At 71.1% G+C, this 18,959-nt stretch carries 15 protein-coding genes and 2 pseudogenes; 11 read left to right on the top strand and 6 right to left on the bottom strand.

Annotated elements, in window-relative coordinates; translation table 11 throughout:
- The first annotated feature begins 405 nt into the window (after positions 1 to 405).
- From BW949_RS10995 to BW949_RS10975, 5 genes are all read left to right on the top strand, one after another.
- Positions 406 to 1,722 (top strand): DUF2927 domain-containing protein, encoded by a 1,317-nt coding sequence (locus BW949_RS10995; protein ID WP_235816279.1) that lies wholly within the window; start codon positions 406 to 408, stop codon positions 1,720 to 1,722.
- 175 nt (positions 1,723 to 1,897) lie between these two features.
- On the top strand, positions 1,898 to 3,079 hold the full coding sequence (locus BW949_RS10990; RefSeq protein WP_076366043.1) for a vWA domain-containing protein: 1,182 nt from the start codon (positions 1,898 to 1,900) through the stop codon (positions 3,077 to 3,079).
- Positions 3,080 to 3,448: 369 nt separating this feature from the next.
- Positions 3,449 to 4,147 (top strand): M48 family metalloprotease, encoded by a 699-nt coding sequence (locus BW949_RS10985; RefSeq protein WP_076366041.1) that lies wholly within the window; start codon positions 3,449 to 3,451, stop codon positions 4,145 to 4,147.
- A gap of 175 nt (positions 4,148 to 4,322) precedes the next feature.
- The gene (locus BW949_RS10980) at positions 4,323 to 5,570 is read left to right on the top strand and encodes a hypothetical protein (RefSeq protein ID WP_076366039.1); all 1,248 of its coding nucleotides are present in this window, start codon (positions 4,323 to 4,325) and stop codon (positions 5,568 to 5,570) included.
- Positions 5,567 to 7,009: a cytochrome P450 gene (locus tag BW949_RS10975; RefSeq protein ID WP_083947726.1), complete on the top strand. Its 1,443-nt coding sequence runs from the start codon at positions 5,567 to 5,569 to the stop codon at positions 7,007 to 7,009. The genes BW949_RS10980 and BW949_RS10975 overlap by 4 nt, the downstream gene beginning before the upstream one ends.
- Positions 7,010 to 7,622: 613 nt before the next feature.
- Here the strand turns inward: BW949_RS10975 and BW949_RS10970 are convergent.
- The 3 genes from BW949_RS10970 to BW949_RS10960 form a co-directional block, all read right to left on the bottom strand.
- Positions 7,623 to 8,129, bottom strand: a complete 507-nt coding sequence (locus tag BW949_RS10970; RefSeq protein ID WP_076366037.1) for a GbsR/MarR family transcriptional regulator — start codon at positions 8,127 to 8,129, stop codon at positions 7,623 to 7,625.
- A 3-nt stretch (positions 8,130 to 8,132) separates the two neighbouring features.
- Positions 8,133 to 9,128 carry an aldose epimerase family protein gene (locus BW949_RS10965; protein ID WP_076366035.1) on the bottom strand — a complete coding sequence of 332 codons (996 nt, stop codon included), beginning with the start codon at positions 9,126 to 9,128 and terminating at the stop codon, positions 8,133 to 8,135.
- Positions 9,129 to 9,409: 281 nt separating this feature from the next.
- Positions 9,410 to 10,477 carry a zinc ABC transporter substrate-binding protein gene (locus BW949_RS10960; RefSeq protein WP_076366033.1) on the bottom strand — a complete coding sequence of 356 codons (1,068 nt, stop codon included), beginning with the start codon at positions 10,475 to 10,477 and terminating at the stop codon, positions 9,410 to 9,412.
- Positions 10,478 to 10,560: 83 nt separating this feature from the next.
- Between BW949_RS10960 and BW949_RS10955 the strand changes: the two are divergent.
- The 3 genes and pseudogenes from BW949_RS10955 to BW949_RS10945 form a co-directional block, all read left to right on the top strand.
- Positions 10,561 to 11,109, top strand: a pseudogene (locus BW949_RS10955) (Fur family transcriptional regulator); the annotation flags it as partial.
- Positions 11,110 to 11,231: 122 nt separating this feature from the next.
- Positions 11,232 to 11,987: pseudogene (locus BW949_RS10950) on the top strand (ATP-binding cassette domain-containing protein); the annotation flags it as partial.
- Positions 11,988 to 12,171: 184 nt separating this feature from the next.
- On the top strand, positions 12,172 to 12,972 hold the full coding sequence (locus BW949_RS10945; RefSeq protein ID WP_076366031.1) for an iron chelate uptake ABC transporter family permease subunit: 801 nt from the start codon (positions 12,172 to 12,174) through the stop codon (positions 12,970 to 12,972).
- 188 nt (positions 12,973 to 13,160) lie between these two features.
- Here the strand turns inward: BW949_RS10945 and BW949_RS10940 are convergent, their stop codons facing one another.
- Positions 13,161 to 14,486 carry a UDP-glucose dehydrogenase family protein gene (locus tag BW949_RS10940; protein WP_076366029.1) on the bottom strand — a complete coding sequence of 442 codons (1,326 nt, stop codon included), beginning with the start codon at positions 14,484 to 14,486 and terminating at the stop codon, positions 13,161 to 13,163.
- A 246-nt stretch (positions 14,487 to 14,732) separates the two neighbouring features.
- Between BW949_RS10940 and BW949_RS16865 the strand changes: the two genes are divergently transcribed.
- From BW949_RS16865 to proB, 3 genes are all read left to right on the top strand, one after another.
- Positions 14,733 to 15,014, top strand: coding sequence for a hypothetical protein (locus tag BW949_RS16865; protein ID WP_076366027.1), 282 nt, complete (start codon positions 14,733 to 14,735; stop codon positions 15,012 to 15,014).
- A 364-nt stretch (positions 15,015 to 15,378) separates the two neighbouring features.
- Entirely contained in the window at positions 15,379 to 16,413 is a 1,035-nt protein-coding gene (gene obgE, locus BW949_RS10930) for a GTPase ObgE (RefSeq protein ID WP_076366025.1), read from the top strand.
- Positions 16,401 to 17,519: a glutamate 5-kinase gene (gene proB / locus BW949_RS10925; protein WP_083947723.1), complete on the top strand. Its 1,119-nt coding sequence runs from the start codon at positions 16,401 to 16,403 to the stop codon at positions 17,517 to 17,519. Before obgE ends, proB begins: the two co-directional genes overlap by 13 nt.
- Positions 17,520 to 17,714: 195 nt before the next feature.
- On the opposite strand, the gene BW949_RS10920 is transcribed toward proB, so the two are convergent.
- Both BW949_RS10920 and BW949_RS16860 read right to left on the bottom strand, forming a co-directional pair.
- Entirely contained in the window at positions 17,715 to 18,344 is a 630-nt protein-coding gene (locus BW949_RS10920) for a hypothetical protein (protein ID WP_143524445.1), read from the bottom strand.
- Positions 18,262 to 18,627, bottom strand: coding sequence for a hypothetical protein (locus tag BW949_RS16860; RefSeq protein WP_143524444.1), 366 nt, complete (start codon positions 18,625 to 18,627; stop codon positions 18,262 to 18,264). The genes BW949_RS10920 and BW949_RS16860 overlap by 83 nt, the downstream gene beginning before the upstream one ends.
- Positions 18,628 to 18,959 lie beyond the last annotated feature (332 nt).

Here is an 18,959-nt window from a genome sequence, read left to right as displayed (position 1 = left end):
GCCGGATTCGCCCCGCAGAGCGCTTTCGGCGGGCCGATCACGGCGCCGCGGCGGCGGGATGGGGGTCAAAATACGCCGCAAAGAAAGGCCCGACACCGAATTGTCCCGGTCCTGCCCCAACTATTGACTATCGGTTACCGCAGCTTGCCCCTAATCTGGAGCCACATATCTGGGGGGATACGCACTGCCATGCGTGACCAACTGCTTGCCGCGGCGGGCCTGACCGGGGGGGTCAGGCGCGTCGGGCCGGCGCGACAGCCATCGTGCCCGGCCACCGCGGATGACAGGGGCCTTGCCCCTTGTGTTCGCATACCCTCGCGCCCGCGTGTCAGCCGCACGCTGGCCGCAGGGATCCTGCTCGCGGCCTTCGGGCTTGCGGGATGCGCGTCGACGCAGACGCCGCCGATGGCGCGGGCGTCCTCGGCGACGCTTGGCCTGCCGGAGGTGCGGGCCTCGACGGCGGGGCTGACGCCCCTGCCGCCCGCGCGTTCGCGCCCGGCGGTGATCTCGAACGCCACGCTGGCGCGCGATTTCATGGAATTGTCCTTCAACCTTGAAAGCGGGCGCGCGCTGCCGGTGCTGACCCGCTTCGAGGGTCCGGTGCGGGTGTCGACCGCGGGGCCGGCGCCGCAGGGGGCCGAGGCCGAGCTGGCGCGTCTGATCGGCCGCTTGCGCGCCGAGGCCGGGATCGACATCGCGCCGGGGACGGCGGCGACAAACGACATCACGGTGCAGTTCGTGCCCCGGCAGGCGCTGGTCTCGGCGGTGCCCAACGTGGCCTGTTTCGTGGTGCCCAACGTGCGCAGCTGGGACGAATACATGAAGCTGCGCCGGTCGGGGGCCACGGATTGGGCGCGGCTGCGCACGCGCAGCCATGCCACCGTGTTCATCCCCTCCGACACCGCGCCGCAGGAGGTCCGCGACTGCCTGCACGAGGAAATCGCCCAGGCGCTGGGGCCGCTTAACGACCTCTACCGGCTGCCCGATTCCGTCTTCAACGACGACAATTTCCACGCCGTGCTGACGCCCTTCGACATGAAGATCCTGCGCGCCTATTACGCGCCCGAGCTGCATTCGGGGCTGAGCGCGCCCGAGGTCGGGGCGCGGCTGCCGGGCATCCTGGCGCGGATCAACCCCGCGGGGGGATCGGCGCGGGCCGCGGCCCCGGCGGCAGGGCCGACCCCGCAGACCTTCCCGCGGCTTTTGTCCCGGGCGCTGGGGGGGCGGGGGTCGAACGCGATGCGGGTGCGGGCGGCGCGTGATGCGCTGGCCTATGCCTCGGCGCAGGGCTGGAACGACACGCGCACGGCCTTTGCCTGGTTTGCGCTGGGGCGGCTGACGATGACCAGCGCGCCGCAGCAATCGGTCTCGGCCTTCCTCAATGCCGGCCGGATCTACCGCGCCACGCCCGGCGCCCGCATCCAGGCCGCGCATGTCGACATGCAGCTGGCGGCGCTGGCGCTTCAGGACGGGCGCGCGCAGGATGCGGTGGCGCTGGTCGGGCGCGCCATGGGGCCCGCCATCCGCGGCGACAACCCCGCGCTGGTGGCGACGCTGCACCTGATCCGCGCCGAGGCCTATGGCGCGCTGGGGGCGGGGGCGCAGGCCGAACAGGCCCGCCTTGATGCGGCCTCCTGGGCGCGCTACGGTTACGGCTCGGATGCGGCGGTGCGCCGGCGCGCGGCCGATATCGCGGCGCTGGCCCGCAGCAGCCGCGGCTGAGACGCGCGCGGAGCCTCCCGCTCCCCGGGCGGGGGGCGGGCCTCGGGCGGCGCTTTCGTCCTTGCGGGGCTGTCTGGAAGGGCTGTCAGCGGGGCCGTCAGGGGGGGGCAGGCGATGCAGCGATGCGGTGGGACAGGCGGCCTTGGCGCGCAGCCGGGCGGCAAGGGGGGGCGCGATGTTCGTCCCCTTCCTTGAGGAATTGCGCCGCACCGGCGTGCCGGTCTCGTTGCGCGAATATCTCGACTTCCTGAAGGGGCTGCGCGCGGGGCTGGGGCAGGGCGGGGCCGAGGCCTTCTATCATTTCGCCCGGCTCTCGATGGTCAAGGACGAGCGCCATTACGACCGTTTCGACCGCGCTTTCGCGGCCTGTTTCGGGGCCGTGTCCACGCTCGACCCGATGGCCGCGGTCGCGCGCGCCGAGCTGCCGCGCGAATGGCTCGAGAAACTGGCCGAGAAGGTGCTTTCGCCCGAGGAGCGCGCCGCGATCGAGGGCATGGGCAGCTTCGAGAAGCTGATGGAGACCCTGCGCCAGCGTCTGGCCGAACAGCAGGCGCGCCATCAGGGCGGGAACAAGTGGATCGGCACCGCTGGCACGTCACCCTTCGGTGCCTATGGCTATAACCCCGAGGGCGTGCGCATCGGCCAGGACCGCAGCTGCCATCAGCGTGCGGTCAAGGTCTGGGACCGGCGCGACTTTGCCGATCTCGATGACCGGGTGGAGCTGGGCACGCGCAACATCAAGCTGGCGTTGCGGCGGCTGCGGGCCTGGGCGCGCACCGGCGCCCTCGAGGAGCTGGACCTGCCCGGCACCATCCGCGCCAGCGCCGAGGCCGGCCATATCGACGTGCGCACCCGTCCCGAACGGCACAATGCGGTCAAGGTGGTGCTGTTTCTCGACGTGGGCGGCTCGATGGATGCGCATGTGGCGCAGGTGGCCGAGCTGTTCTCGGCCGCGCGGGCCGAGTTCAAGCATCTCCAGGCATGGTATTTCCACAATTGCCTCTACGAGGGGGTCTGGGCCGACAATGCGCGCCGCTTTTCGGACCAGACGCCCACCTGGGATCTGCTGCATCGCTATGGTGCGGACTACAAATGCATCTTCGTGGGCGATGCCTCGATGAGCCCCTACGAGATCACCCATGCCGGCGGCGCCAATGAACATTGGAACGCGGAAGCCGGGGCGGTCTGGCTCGAACGCGCGCGCGCGGCCTGGCCACGCCATGTCTGGATCAACCCCACGCCGCGGCAGCACTGGGGGCATACGCGCTCGATCGGGATCGTCCGCGAGATCTTCGAGGATCGCATGGTGCCGCTGACCCTCGAGGGGATCGCCGAGGCCACCCGGCATCTGGGCTGATCGTGCGGGCTGGGGTGATCTTTTCCGCGTGTGACGCCTGACTTTCGTGTCGTGTCGGCAAACGGCGCGGAGGATGGCGGACGGCACCGCCCTTGCCCCCGCAAACCGGGCGCGCGTAGCCGGCGGGGACGCGTGTCGTCCTGCCTGCGGGGGGCTGTCGTCCCGAGACCGCCGCGGACCAGATGACAGGCCGCCATGGAAGGGGCCGCCAGTGAAGGGATGGCGCCCCCGGCCAAGGCCGGGCGCGCGGGCGTCCCCCTCGATGGGGGACGCCCGCGCTCGCCCCCTTGCGGGGCCGAGACGCCATCCCAAGCGCGCGCCCTTCCCACAGGTCATTGCCTGCGGCGCGGCGCACCCCATATCCCTGCCATGATCCGTTTGCTGCCCTTCCTTCTGCTTCTGCTCTACGGGCTTGCAGCCTGGCATTTCTCGGCCTGGCGCACCCGACGCGAGCTTGACGCGCGCTCGACCCCGCTCCGCGATCCGCGTCTGACGCCTGCGCTCGACCGTCTGGCCGCGGCGCTCGAGGTGCCCTCGATCCCCGTCCACGTCTACGAGACCCCCGCCGTCAACGGCCTGGCCGCCCCCGACGGGCGCGTCTTCCTGACCCGCGGCTTTCTCGACAAGCTCGACCTTGGCCAGATCACCCCCGACGAGATCGCCTCGGTCGTCGCGCACGAGCTGGGCCATGTCGGGCTGGGTCATTCCCGCCGCCGCATGATCGATTTCACCGGCCAGAACGCGCTGCGGCTGATCCTGGCGGGTGTTCTGGGCCGGCTCCTGCCGCTGGGGATCGGGGCCTGGATCGCGGGGCTTCTGGCCTCGGCGCTGGCGGCACGGCTCTCGCGCGCCGACGAGGAGGAGGCCGACGCCTGGGCCTCGGCGCTTCTGGTGCGCGCGGGCATCGGCACCGAGCCCCAGAAATCGCTCTTTCGCAAGCTCGACCGGCTGACCGGTGCGGGCGGGCGCGGCGGCCCGGCCTGGGCGATGAGCCACCCCGCGACCGAGGCCCGCATCGCCGCGATCGAGGCCCGCGAGGCCCGTTGGCGCGGCGCCTCTCCCGGCTGATCCTTCTCCCGGCTGGTCCTTCCCTCTCCCGCCGGGCGCGTCCCCCCCTGCCTCGGCCGCCCCCTGCGGCAATGCGCGCGCCTTCCTGTGCGCCTGCATCCCGCCTAGTCTCGACCCCAGGGGGGGGCGCCCGTCGCGGCGCCCCGAAGGCGCGGCGGAAGGGGGGACAGGCAGCATGGCATCGACGACAGCCCCAACGGCGGCCCCAACGACGGCTCCGGTGCGCCGGCGGCGGGTCTTCTACATCCCCGGCTATGACCCGATCCACCCGCGCCGCTACCGCGAGCTTTACCGCAAGGAAGGCCGCGACCAGGCGGCGATCTCGGGCTACGAGATCGCGCTGGAGCCCAAGGCGCCCGGCGCCGGCGCCTATGGCTGGACCGTGCGCGGCCGGATCGAGGGCACGGCGGTCGAGACCCATATCGAGGTGCTGGTCTGGTCCGACATCGTGCGCAAGTCGATGGGCCATTCGATCCCGGCCACCTACTGGCAGCTTCTGTTCACGGCCTGGGCCTATATCGGCTCGGGCGCGCTCTGGCGGCTGATGCGGCTGCGCAAGGGGCCGACGATCGCGGCGCTCTATCCGGTGATCTTCCTGATCCTCGAGGCGCTGATCGGGCTGGGGCTGGGCTGGGCTGCGGCGCGCCTCCTGGCCTGGGGTCTGCCCGAATTTCCCGGCCGCGGCCTCGTGCTGCTGGCGGTGGGCGCGGCGGTCCTGGGCGCGGTGCTCGAACGGTTCCGCAAGGCCGACGGCAAGGTCTTTGCCTATTACCTGATGCATGATTATGCGCTGAACGCGCGCGAAGGCGGCGCCAATCCCCCCGCGCTCGAGGCCCGGATGGCCGAATTCGGCGCCACGATCCGCACCGCCCTGACCGAAGATTGGGACGAGGTGCTGGTGGTCGGCCATTCCTCGGGCGCGCATCTGGGCGTGTCGATCCTGGCCGATCTGATCCGCGCGGGCCTGCCGCAGGGGCATCCGCCGCTCGGGTTCCTGACGCTGGGGCAGGTGGTGCCGATGGTGTCCTTCCTGCCGCGGGCGGGGCGGCTGCGGGCCGATCTGCGCGACCTGTCGCGCAGCGATGCGCTCTGCTGGGTCGATGTCACCGCGCCGGGCGACGGCTGCGCCTTTGCGCTGTGCGATCCGGTCGCGGTCAGCGGGGTGGCGCCGCCGGATCGGAAATGGCCGCTGGTGGTCTCGGCGGCCTTCACGCAGACGCTGTCGCCCGAACGCTGGGCCGAATTGCGCTGGCGCTTCTTCCGGCTGCATTTCCAGTATCTGTGCGCCTTCGACCGCCCCGGCGATTACGATTATTTCCGCATCACCGCGGGGCCGCAGACGCTGGCCGCGCGTTACGCCGGCCGCCCCCCCTCGCCGGGGCGGATCACCGCGCCCCTCAACCCCTATACGGAGTGCGCATGACCCCCCCGTCCCAATCCCCCGCGCCCGATGCCGCGCCGCCGCAATCCGCGCCGCCCCTTCCGCCCAAGCCCATGCCCCGGCCGGCGCGCGTGTCGCTCCTGCGCTATGCGCGCCTCTTTCGCCGCGATATCCTCTCGGCGCAGCCCGTGCGGCTCTATCGCGCCTGGATGGCCGAATTCCGCACGCCCTTCTTCCATTCGTTCCTGATCAACCAGCCCGAACTGGTCGACGCGGTTCTCAAGGCGCCGAACCGTGACTTTCCCAAGTCGGGCCGCATCGGCGAGGGGCTGCGCCCGCTTCTGGGCCAGTCGGTCTTCATCACCAATGGCGATCTGTGGGAGCGTCAGCGCCGCATCATCGACCCGGCCTTCGAGGGCGGGCGGCTGCGCGACACCTTCCCGGCGATGTGGGACAGCGGCGTGGCCATGGTCGAGCGGCTGCGCGCCAGCGCCGGCCAGGGGCCAATGGAGATCGAGGCCGAAACCAGCCATGCCGCCGCCGACGTGATCTTCCGCACGCTCTTTTCCATTCCGATCGAGAACGAGACCGCCGCCGCCGCCTTTGCCGAGTTTCGCGCCCATCAGAAGGCGCAGCCGCTCCTGAATCTGGGCGCCTTCATCCCGCTGCCCGACTGGGTGCCGCGCTTTCATTCCGCGCGCACGCGCGGGACGGCTTCGGTGATCCGCGGGCTGATCCGGCAGCTGACCGCCGCGCGGATGACCGAGATCGCCGAAGGCCGCGCGCCCGACGATCTGGCCACCAAGATCATGACCTTTCCCGACCCGGAAACCGGCCGTGCCTTCGACACCGAGGAAATGGTCGATCAGGTGGCGATCTTCTTCCTGGCCGGGCACGAGACCTCGGCCTCGGCGCTGGCCTGGTCGCTCTATCTGCTGGCCACCCATCCCGAATGGCAGGACCGCCTGGCCGAGGAAGCGCGCGACCGGATCGGCCGCGAGATCCCCGGCTTTGCCGTCGTCAACCAGCTGAAGCTGGCGCGTGCGGTCTTCCGCGAGGCGATGCGGCTCTATCCGCCGGTGCCGATGATGGTGCGCGAGACGACCTGCCCGCTGCATTGGCGCGGCCGCGCGGTGCCCAAGGGGGCGCAGGTGGTGATCTCGCCCTGGCACCTGCACCGCCACGAACGGATCTGGGACAACCCCGACGCCTTCGACCCCGGCCGCTGGGAGACCGCGAACGGCAAGGAGGGGCTGCGCCACGCCTATATCCCGTTCTCGGCGGGTCCGCGCGTCTGTCCCGGCGCGGCCTTCGCCATGGCCGAGGGGCCGCTTCTGCTGGCGCTTCTGCTGCGCGCCTTCCGTTTCGAGCCGGTCGCGGGCCGCGTTCCGGTGCCCGAGGCGCATCTGACCGTGCGCGGCCGCGACGGCATCTGGCTGCGGCTGATCCCGCGCGAGGAGGCGCCGCTCTCCGCCGGCTAGACGGCCCGCGGGGCTGCGCGCGGTGCCGCGGGCCGTCTAGCCGAATGGGCGCGCAGGTCTGACGTCGCGCCGCGTGGGCGCGCAGATCTTACGTTGCGTCACATCGCCGGGCCACGGGCGCGGTGGGGCGGCGTTTTCCGTCTGCTACGGGGCTGACGGCGCGCTGCGGGGGCGGGGCCGGGTTCAGGGGGCGCGGCGGCGTCGCGCGGTCCCGGCCGCGGCGCCTTTCGCGCGGGGCGCGGGCATGCGGTGGGGGCGCCTCGGAGACATGGCGCGCGGGGCCGGGCTGCCTTGCGCTGCTCGATCCGAGGCCGTCAGCAAAAGCGGGCACGGGCGCCGGGCGGCACCGGGTGTTGGATCTGCGGGGCCTCGTGCCCCCCCCGCGCGCGGGCTCCGCACCTTGAGCGGCAAGCGCAACCGTGCCCCCCCCTGCGTGGGGGGGCGGCGGCTTTGCCGAAGGCGCCGTTCTCGTCTCCGGGCGCGGTCGTCATTTTGTGGGACACGTCTTGTGGGGCGCGTGATGTCGCGGGGACGTATCGCGGGGCTGCCGCCCTGGGGCCTGGCATCTCCGGGGGGCCTGGCATCTCCGGGGCGATGGGCGCTGCGGCCGGGGTCAGGCCTTCTTCTTTTTCTTCTTCTTGCCGTTCTCGCCGCCGGCGCCGCCCAGATGCTCGGCCAGGTCCGCGGGATCAAGACGCGCCAGCCCCCCGAGAAAGCTGGAAAAGCCCTCGACCACCTCGCACAGCCCGGCCACGCGCGCGTCGCCCGTCTCGGCCTCGATCGCATAGAGCCGGTCGAGCGTGGGGGCCAGGTCGCGCCGCGTGCGCTCGGCCAGAAGCTGGCGCGCCACCGCCCAGGGGTCGGGTGCGGCGGTGAAGCGGTCGCGCCGGTCGCCTGACACGCGCGCCCGCCCGACCAGCCCCCAGGCGCGCAATTCCTTGAGCGCGGTCGACACGTTCGAGCGCGACAGCCCCAGCGCCGTCACCAGCTCATCGGCGCAGGGGGGCGCGTCGGCGCACCAGATCGCCGCGAAGCACAGGCCCGCCGGGCGGGTCAGCCCCAGTTTCGGCGCGATGTCGGAAAACAGCGCCTCAAGGGCATCCTGTCCAGCGGATTGCATTGTTCAGACCTCCTCGCGCACGAGCCTGTATCGGCTTTCTTGCGCCCATTGTCCCCCTGCGGCGCAGTCAATTGCGGGAAAACCCGCGCGCCCCGGAGCATCGGGCCACATCTGCGGTTCCAGCGCAAGCCCCGCGCGCGGCCCGTAGGGGGTGCCGGTCAAGCCGGGCCAGGGGGCGGTGTCCATCTCGCGCGCGTCATGGACCTGAAGCCCCGGCGCGGTGGTGGCGATCCGCAGGCAGACCCCGTGCGCGCCGCGCAGCTCGGCCACCTCGGTCAGCGGGCGCGGCGACGGCGCCAGGCAGAAGTTGTGATCCAGCGGCGGCAGATCCGCGACGGCGCGCAGGGCCCGCAGATCCCACGGCCCGGCAACGGGGCGGATCTCGCCGGTGGGCAGATGCGCGGCATCGGTGGGCAGCACGTGATCGGCCGCGATCCGCAGCCGGTGACCGCCCGTGTCGGGCGTGCCGTCGAGGTTCCAGTAGGGATGCAGCGCCGGGTTCAGAAGCGTCGGCGCATCGGTCGTGGCCCAGAGACGCACGACAAGCGTCGCCGGCGGCTTGATCCGGTAGCTGATGCGCAGCTCGCGCCGTCCCGGCAGGCCGCAGGCGCCCTCCTCGAGCGTCAGCGTCAGGGTTGCGCGGTCGGGGGCGGTGTCGGCGATCTGCCAGAGCCGGGCGGCGGTGCCCGCGTGCCCGCCATGCAGGCAGGCGTCGCCGTCATTGGCGTCAAGCGCATGGACCCGCCCCGCGATCTCGACGTGGGCGCCGCGCAGGCGGTTGGCCACCGGCCCGACGACCGCGCCGAACCAGCGCATGGGGCCAGTCATGCCCCCCAAGGTGGCCGCGCCCAGCACCAGCGGCCAGGGCGTGCCGGCCAGCCGCAGGTCGTTGAGCCGCGCGCCCAGGGTGACCACCTCGGCGCGCAGATCGCCCGCGGCCAGCGCGATCGTCTCGACCGCGGCGCCGCTGTCCAGCGTGCCGATGGTCCTGATGCTCATCCGTCCCTCCGCCCCCAGAGTGTTGAACGGTCATAGAAGGCTAGGGCCCCTGCGATCAAGCGTCATCCGCCGCCCAGGGTTGCAAAAGGCGCGCCGGGGCAGGGGCAACGTCAAAGGGGCGCGCGGGGGCGCGCGCCCCTGGCTGGCCGGGGATCAGGGGCCGGACATGCGGGGGGCGCCCAGGCGTGAGGGCGCCCCATGATCAGGGGCCAGATGCTCAAGGCAGACACTCAGGCCAGATATGCGGTCCATATACGGGGGCCCGATACGGACGCTGCCAATCAGGGTTTCAGACAGGCGGTCAGCGTCTGCGCCATGCCGCGGATCAGATCGGGATAGAGATCCGGGCCCTGTTCCAGCGCCGATCCCACCGGGTCGAGCGCGCCGCCCAGGCGGACATCTGTGCCCTCGATCAACAGCGCGGCGCGGGCCGGGTCGTTGCGGATCTCGGGGAAGAGGCACACCACCCCTTCCTGGCGCAGGGTCGCCTGCACCTCGCGCAGGCGCGCGGCGCTGGGGGGGGCGGCATCGCCGGGCGAGATCGCGCCGGCCACGTCCAGATCGAAGCGATGCGCGAAATAGCCATAGGCCGCGTGCTGGGTGACGAAGGGACGCCCGGCGGCCGGGGCCAGGAGGGCGCGCACCTCGGGGATCAGCGCCGCGATCCGGTCTTGCGCGGCGCGGGCATTGGCGCGGTAGGTCTCGGCATGCGCGGGGTCGGCCGTGGCCATGTCCTCGGCGATCAGGCCCAGCCAGGCTTCGGCCACCTTGGGGTCGAGCCAGGCATGGGGATCGACGCCCTCGTGGTGGTGATGTTCATGCGCGTCCTCGGCGTGGTCGGCCGCCTCGTGATCGTGATCGGCCTCGGCTGCGGCACCGGGGGCCGGGGTGTCATGGTCGTCGTGCGCGTCATGCTCGTGCGCGCCGTGATCATCCGCCGCGTGATCCGCATGGTCGTCCTGCTCATGATCGTCGTGCTCGTCCTCGGCGTGATCCGCGCCGAAGTCCCGCACCAGACCGGGGATGCGCTCCAGCAGCGGGGCGGGCGTTACCGCGCCTTCGGGCCGGGCCTCGAGCGCATGAGCGTCCAGCCAGGGCGTCAGCTTCGGCCCCACCCGGAAGAGCGGCGCGGTCGAGGCCAGAAGTGCGGCCTGCGAGGGGCGCAGCTGGAAGGAATGCGGGTCGGCATTGGGCGGCAGCAGCACCTCGGCGGTGCCCAGATCGCCCAGCACCATCTGCACCAGCGCGCCCACCGGCGGGATGTCGGCCACGGCGCGGGGGGCATCGGCCCAGGCGGGCATGGCGCCCAGCGTCAGGGCAAGAAGCGAACAGGGGATCGGGCGCAGCATGGAAAGCCTCCGGAACGGTTGTGATCGGCGTCGCAACTAATTATGTTATAGCATAACAGTCAAGCCGAATGTGATAAGATAACATGAAAGCCAATCCCGCTCCGCCGCGGTCCACGGAGGGCGACGCCCCGCCTCCCGGCGCGCCCCTGCCCGCCGCGGGCCCCGCCCGTGCCTTTGCCGCCCATGACCACATCGCCTGCGCGCGCCAGACGCTGGCGCGCGCCGAGGCGGCGCTGGCGGGGACGGGCGCGCGGCTGACGCCGGTGCGCCGGCGCACGCTGGAGATCCTTCTCGAGGCGCATCGGGCGATGGGTGCCTATGAGGTGCTGGAACGGCTGGCGGCCGACGGGTTCGGCCATCAGCCGCCGGTGGCCTATCGGGCGCTTGAATTCCTGGTCGAGCATGGGCTGGCGCATCGCATCCGCCGGCTCAATGCCTTTGCCGGCTGCGTCTTTCCGGGCACCGATCATGCGCCGGTCTTCCTGATCTGCCGGGGCTGCGATGCGCTGGCCGAGGCGCCCTCGGCGCCGGTGCGCGCGGCGCTGGATGCCGTGGCCGAAAGCGCGGGCTTTCAGGTCGAGCGCGTCTCGATCGAGGCGCTGGGGCTGTGCCCGGCCTGTGCGGCCCGTGCGCAGGAGGCGCGCAGCGGCGATTGCGGATGCGGGCATGAGGTCGCCCCCGATGTCGGGCAGGACAACGACGGCGAAAGGGGCGGCGGCAAGGACGGCGGCAAGGACGGCGGGGAGGGCGCGTGATGGAAACGCTGATCGCGGCGGAAGATCTGTCGGTGGCCTATGGCGGTGCGCGCGTTCTTCAGGACGTGTCGCTGCGTATCGCGCCGGGCGAGATCGTGACCATCGTCGGTCCCAACGGGTCGGGGAAATCGACGCTGGTGCGGGCGCTGATCGGGCTGACGCGGCCCGACGGGGGCAAGGTGATGCGCGCGCCGGGGCTGCGGCTGGGCTATGTGCCGCAGAAGCTGGCGCTGGATGCCAGCCTGCCGCTGAGCGTGCGCCGGTTCCTGTCGCTGCCGCGCCGGGTGAGCGATGCCGCCGCCGAGGCGGCGCTGGCGCGCACCGGGGTGGCGGGGCTGTCGGGGCGCCAGATCGCGGGGCTGTCGGGCGGGCAGCTCCAGCGGGTGATGCTGGCGCGCGCGCTTCTGGACCGGCCGCAGCTTCTGATCCTGGACGAGCCGACGACGGGGCTGGATCAGCCCGCGACCGCCGCCTTCTATCGGCTGATCGAGGAGGTCCGCGGCGAGACCGGCTGTTCGGTGCTGATGGTCAGCCATGACCTGCATGTGGTGATGTCGGCGTCGGATCGGGTGATCTGTCTCAATGGCCATGTCTGCTGCGAGGGGACGCCGCGGGTGATCTCGGCGGCGCCGGAATATCGCGCGCTGTTCGGGCTGGGCACCGGGGGGGCGCTGGCGCTTTATCGCCACGCCCATGATCACGGGCACGAGCATGACCACGGACATGGCCACGACCCGGCCCACCCGCACGAGGCCCATCCGGTGCCGTTGGTGCCGATCGCCGGCGGGCAGGGCCTCAGTAGTCAGGGCTCCGGTGCCAAAGGCTCAGGCGGTCAGGGTTCAAGTGCTCAGGCTTCGGGCGGGTCCGTTGCGGGAGGGAAGGCGGGGCGTGCCGCCGCGCCCGAGCAGGGCGCGCGCTGCGCCGAATGCGGGGGCCGCCATGCCGTCTGAGTTCGGGCTTCTTGACGATTTCATGATGCGCGCCGGGTTGGCCGGGCTGGGGCTGGTGCTGGCGACAGGGCCCTTGGGGGCCTTTGTCGTGTGGCGCCGGATGGCCTATTTCGGCGACGCGACCGCGCATGCCGCGATCCTGGGCGTGGCGCTGGGGTTTGCGCTGGGGCTGCCGGTGACGGCCACGGTGGCGGCGGTGGCGGTCACCATGGCGCTGGTGGTGGCGACGCTGGCCGGACGCGGATATGCCGCCGACAGCGTGCTGGGGGTGCTGGCGCATGGCGCGCTGGCGCTGGGTCTGGTGGCGGCGGCGTTCCAGCCGGCGCTGCGGATGGACCTGTCGGCCTGGCTTTTCGGCGATATCCTCTGGGTCGGGCGAAGCGATCTGGCGGTGATCTGGGCGGGCTCGCTGGCGGTGCTGGGGCTTCTGGTCTGGCGCTGGCAGCGGCTGTTGACGGCGACGCTGAACCCCGAGCTGGCGGCGGCGGCCGGGATCGACCCCGCGCGCGAGCGGCTGGTTTTGACGCTGGCGCTGGCGCTGGTGGTGGCGGTGGCGATCAAGATCGTGGGGGCGCTTCTGATCGCGGCGCTCCTGATCATCCCGGCGGCGGCGGCGCGCCAATTCGCCCGCAGCCCCGAGACGATGGCGCTGGCGGCAAGTGTGATCGGGGCGGTGTCGGTGGGGGCGGGGCTCTGGGCCTCGCTGCACTGGGACACGCCGGCAGGGCCGTCGATCGTGTCGGCGGCGGTGGCGGTCTTCGTGCTGAGCCTGCCGATGCGGCGGGTTTGACCGGGTGGGTGTGACTGGGGGGCTGATGATGTGCGGGGGCCGGAAGGTGGCGAGCGGGCCGCGGCCCCATCGAGGGGCCCCGTCCCGCGGCGGGGGCCGCCCCCCGCCGACCCGCGCCGGGGCCCTGGCCGGGCCCCGGACCCCGGCCCGCCCAAGGCCCGCGCGCCTTGAGGGGCGTCCGGGTGGTGTTATTCGGCGCCGCCGTGGCCGGGCCGGCCCACCGAGACATAGCCCGAAAAGCCCGCCCGCCGGGCATCGCGCGCAGTGTAGATGTTGCGCAGGTCGGCCATGCGCGGCGTGGCCATCTTGCGCGCCAGCTTCTTGAGGTCGAGCGCGCGGAACTCGTTCCATTCGGTCAGGATCACCACGCAATCGGCGTTCTGGGCGGCCTTGTAGGCGTCGTCGTTCCAATGCACGCCGGGCAGGAGATGTTCGCCCTCGCGCCGGCCCTGCGGATCGACCACCCGCACCCGCGCCCCCGCCCCGATCAGCGCCGGCACGATGGTCAGCGCGGGCGCCTCGCGCATGTCGTCGGTGTTGGGCTTGAACGTCACCCCCAGGACCGCGATCGACTTGCCGTTGACCGTTCCGTCGCAGAGATCGACGATCTTGTCGATCATGCGGCGCTTGATCTCTTCGTTGACCTTGATGACGGTCTCGGTGATCTGCATCGGGCAGGCGTTATCCTGGCCGATCCGGGCCAGCGCCTGGGTGTCCTTGGGAAAGCACGAGCCGCCGTAACCGGGGCCGGCATGCAGGAACTTGTTGCCGATGCGCCCGTCGAGCCCCATGCCGCGGGCCACCTCCTTGACGTCGGCGCCGACCTTCTCGCACAGGCGCGCGATCTCGTTGATGAAGGTGATCTTGGTCGCCAGAAACGCATTGGCGGCATATTTGATCATCTCGGCGGTCTCGAGATCGGTCATCAGGATCGGGAATTCGCGCAGGAAGAGCGGGCGATAGATTTCGGCCATCACCGCGCTGGCGCGCTCGGAGGTGACGCCCACCACCACGCGGTCGGGGCGCATGAAATCGTCGATCGCGGCGCCCTCGCGCAGGAATTCGGGGTTCGAGGCCACGTCGAATTCCGCCTCCGGCCGGGCCTTGCGAATCGTCTGCCGCACGGCGCGGTTGGTGCCCACGGGCACGGTGGATTTGGTGACCACGACCGTATAGCCGGTCATTGCCGCGGCGATCTCCTCGGCGGCGGCCATCACATAGCTGAGGTCGGCATGCCCGTCGCCGCGCCGCGTGGGCGTGCCGACGGCGATGAAGACGGCATCGGCCCCGTCCACCGCCGCCTTCAGATCGCCGGTGAAGGTCAGCCGCCCGGCCTCGACATTGCGCGCCATCAGCGCATCGAGCCCCGGCTCGTAGATCGGCACCTCGCCGGCCTCGAGCATCGAGATCTTGCGCGGATCCTTGTCGACGCAGATCACGTCATGGCCGAAATCCGAAAAGCACACCCCCGAAACCAGGCCGACATAGCCCGTGCCGATCATTGCAATCTTCATGTGAGGCCCTTTTCTGCTGTCCGGGTCTGCCGTCGGGCGCAGCTTCGCGCCCGGACCGCGAAAGTCAATGCCCGGCAATGCCGCTGCCCGCGCCGGAGGGGTGGCGCGGCCGGCACGAAGCAGCGGGTTTCTTGGCGATTGTCCCTATTTAAGTGTTTGCAGGCCTGTGTGTTCCATCATATCATCCGCGTGGAATATGCGCCGACTGACGGCGTTGTGCAGACATCTGAAAGACGGGGAAATGTCATGAAGAAGATTACTGCGATCTGCCTCGCGCTGTCGCTGGCGGGCGCGCCCGCCTTCGCTCAGACCACCGGCGGTGCGGCCGGGACCGGCGGTGCCGGTGGCGCGGGCGGTGCCGGCGCGGCGGGTGCCGGTGCGGGCGTCGGTGGTGGCCTGGTCGGTGCGGCCGCCGGTGTCGTGGGCGGTGTGACCGTCGGCACGGTTGCCCTCGGCGCCTTGGTGGTCGCGGGCATCGCGGTCGCGGCGGACGATTCCAGCTCGTCCACTACGACCACGGGCAACTGAGCGCCCGATCCGGGCCAATGCACGACAAGATCTGGGGCCGCGGCATCAGCCGCGGCCTTTTTCATGCGCAGAACCTTTCATGCGAAGAACCGGGGCGGGGCGTGCGCGCCGAGGCCGTTCCGCCCCCATCCAACCGCCGGCCCGCCAACCGCCAGCCTGCCAGATGCCGGCTGACCAGAGGCGCGGGCCTGCGCGACGGGGCGGGAACATCGCGCGGCCCGTGGCCGGGGCGGGCCCGCCCCTTCGGCGCTGGACCGGCGCGCCCGGCCTGCACGCGGGTCTTGAACGCGCGCGGGCCCTGGACACTTGAACAATGGCGGCGCAGCGCGTATCCCGCAGGCTTGCGAAACAGGGGCTCCTCACGATGAAATTCCTCGATCTGGCCAAGGTCTATGTCCGCTCGGGCGGCGGCGGCGCCGGCTGCGTGTCGTTCCGGCGCGAGAAGTTCATCGAATTCGGTGGCCCCGATGGCGGCGACGGCGGCAAGGGCGGCTCGGTCTGGGCCGAGGCGGTCGACGGGCTGAACACGCTGATCGACTTCCGCTATCAGCAGCATTTCTTCGCCCGCTCGGGCCAGCACGGCATGGGCAGCCAGCGCACCGGCAAGGACGGCGAGGATGTCGTTCTGAAGGTGCCGGTCGGCACCGAGATCCTGGACGAGGACGGCGAGACGCTGATCGCCGACATGACCGAGGTCGGCCAGCGCGTGCTTCTGGCGCGCGGCGGCAACGGCGGCTGGGGCAACCTGCATTTCAAGACCTCGACCAACCGCGCGCCCAGCCGCGCCAACCCCGGCCAGGAGGGGATCGAGCGCACGCTGTGGCTGCGGCTGAAGCTGATCGCGGATGCGGGGCTGGTGGGGCTGCCCAATGCCGGCAAGTCCACTTTCCTCGCGGCGGTGTCGAATGCGCGGCCCAAGATCGCCGATTACCCCTTCACCACGCTGCACCCCAATCTGGGCGTCGTGGGCGTGGACGGGCGCGAATTCGTCATGGCCGACATTCCCGGCCTGATCGAGGGCGCGTCCGAAGGGCGGGGCCTGGGCGATCAGTTCCTGGGCCATGTCGAGCGCTGCGCGGTGCTGCTGCATCTGATCGACGGGCTGTCCGAGGATGTCGTGGCCGATTGGCAGACCATCGACCACGAGCTGGCGGCCTATTCCGAGCTTCTGGCCGAGAAGCCGCGAATCACGGCGCTGAACAAGGCCGATGCGATCCCGCCCGAGGATCTGGAGGCGCGGCGCGCGGCCCTCGAGGCGGCGTCGGGCGGCCCGGTCGCGGTGATCTCGGGCGTGGCCAAGAGCGGGGTCGACACGGTCCTGCGCGCGCTTCTGACCGAGGTCGATGCCGCCCGCGGCGCGGCGGGGGAGGCGGAGGAGCAGGGCTCGTGGCAACCCTGAGCGCGCCGAAGGGCCTTGAGGGCACGCACCGTCTGGTGGTCAAGATCGGCTCGGCGCTGCTGGTCGACCGGCAGGGGCTGCGCGCGGATTGGCTGCGGTCGCTGGCCGAGGATGTCGCGGGCCTGCGCGCCGCGGGTGTTGACGTGGTGCTGGTCTCGTCGGGGTCCATCGCGCTGGGGCGCCGGGTGCTGGACCTGCCCGACGGGCCGCTGCCGCTTGAACAATCCCAGGCTGCGGCTGCGGTGGGCCAGATCCGGCTGGCGCGCGCCTACGAGGAGGCGCTGGCCCCTCACGGCGTGAAGACCGCGCAGGTTCTGGTCACGCTCGAGGATATCGAGGACCGGCGGCGTTATCTGAATTCGCGCGCGACGGTCGAGACGCTTCTGTCGCTGGGCGTCGTGCCCATCGTCAACGAGAACGACACCGTCGCCACCGACGAGATCCGCTATGGCGACAATGATCGGCTGGCGGCACAGATCGCGGTGACGATCGGGGCGGATCGGCTGGTGCTGCTGTCGGATGTCGACGGGCTCTATACCGCCAATCCGCAGACCGACCCCGACGCGCGCCACATCCCGCAGATCGAGACGATCACCCCCGAAATCGAGGCGATGGCCGGCGATCCGGTCTCGGGGGTCTCGAAGGGCGGGATGAAGACCAAGCTGATGGCGGCCAAGGCGGCGGTCGCGGGGGGCTGTGCCATGGCGATCACGCAAGGCGCGGGGCTGCATCCGCTGCGCGCGCTGGCGGAGGGGGCGCGGGCCAGCTGGTTTCTTGCCGATGCCGACCCGCGGCTGGCGCGCAAGCGCTGGATTGCGGCGATGAAGCCGCGCGGGACGGTGAGCATCGACGCGGGCGCGGTGGCGGCGCTGGGGCGGGGCAAGTCGCTTCTGCCGGCAGGGGTGGTGCGTGTCTCGGGCACCTTCGGGCGCGGCGAGCCGGTCTCGATCCTCGATCCCTCGGGCAATGTGCTGGGGCGCGGCCTCGTGCGCTATACCGCGGCCGAGGCACGGGTGATCGCCGGGCACCGCTCGGCCGAGATCGAGACGCTTCTGGGCTATCCCGGCCGCGCCGCGCTGATCCACCGCGACGACATGGCGATCTGAGTCGCGCGCAAATGCCCCGGCAAGGGCCGTTGCGTGCGCCTGACGCGCGCGGGCGGGGCAGGGTGCGCTTTCTTTCAGAAGCACAGATACGCGGCATTGGACGCAGAGCCCCCCGATCCGCGATGGGCGGCACAAGGTCCGTGGGAAGCCGGTCGCGCCCGCGCGACAGGGCCGCAAGCGTCGCTGGCCGACCGTTCATGCCCCAGCACCGGGGGCGACCGTCGCGGCGGTCTGGTGCAAGAAGGGGTGCCGGGCTGAGCGTCGGGTATTGCGTTCCCATATGTCGTAGGCCGCATGGTCGATAAGCGACGCGGATGAGGGGCTCTGTTTCCACGCGGTTCCCTGCATCAGCTTCCCGGCGTGAAAGGCCCCGAGCATTGCGGTCATCAGCTCTTCGGAATGGTTGTAGCCGCTGATCCAGCGCCGGAAAGTGAAGGCGCAGGCGTCCGAGAGCGCGAGCAGGGGGGCATCTGCCTGCCGCAGGAATTGCGGCTGGTGCCGGATCCGTGCGATCGTCTGGTGCTTCTTCGTCGGCGCAAGCCCCAGGGCGTCGTCAACGATGCTCGGGTTCTGGTGTTCCGGAGGCAGGAGTCTTTCCGCGTTCCTGAACGTGAACGTCGCTTTCGTGAGCTTGTCGCGCATATGCGTGACGTCCTCGGCGATCACATGTCCGACCTCCGTCGCGCCCAGGCGTGAGCGCATGTCATGATCGGCCCGCTCGATGCACAGCGCGAAAGCCAGACTATGCTCGAATGCGGCGGGCGAGATCTGGGGGACAAGCGCGCGGAGTTTCTCGGGCGCCGATTTCACTGCGGCCAGGGCCAAGGGGCGCATCGAAGGCATAGGGCAGGCTTGCCACGGCTTTCAGAAGATCAAGGCGGTCTTGCAGGGGCCATCTCCGCGTGTCGATGTCCGTTCCGGAAAAGACCTCCGTGGCGTGAAAGGCAAAGCCTTCCCGGAAGTCGGCGGGCACGAAGGTGTCGTGGACGTTCTTGGGTGCGCGTTCGATGCGGGCCATCTGGCGATCCGTTTCGACGGTCACGCCCGGGACAATGCGAATGGGTTCCTTTGGCGCAGTGCCCGCCTCGTCGATGAAGATGAAGCGCAAGAGATCCTCGTTTGGTCTGCGGCCGGAACAGTCTGTCGCCAGGCGGACCTCGCGCAAGACAATTCAAGGGCGCGCGCGGAAAATGCCGGTTCCTGGCCGCGCGTGCGATCGGTCCCTGGCGCAGGAGCGCGTCACCGGTGCAGCGCGCCTGTGGCGCAGGCGGGGCGGGCATGCCGGGGCGCAGAGAGGGGCTGGCAGCCCGATGCTACGGGGGGGCTGAGGGTGGGCAGGCCGCATGCGAATATCCATATTTATCATGTTGTTGGTGCGCGCGGTGGGGCGCGGAGCAGTGGGCAGCCAGTTTTTTTCAAAAAGGTGCGAAAGCCCTCTTG

This window comes from Phaeovulum vinaykumarii (assembly GCF_900156695.1).
In the GTDB taxonomy this organism is placed as follows: domain Bacteria; phylum Pseudomonadota; class Alphaproteobacteria; order Rhodobacterales; family Rhodobacteraceae; genus Bieblia_A; species Bieblia_A vinaykumarii.
This window is presented reverse-complemented; position numbering and strand designations above follow the sequence as displayed.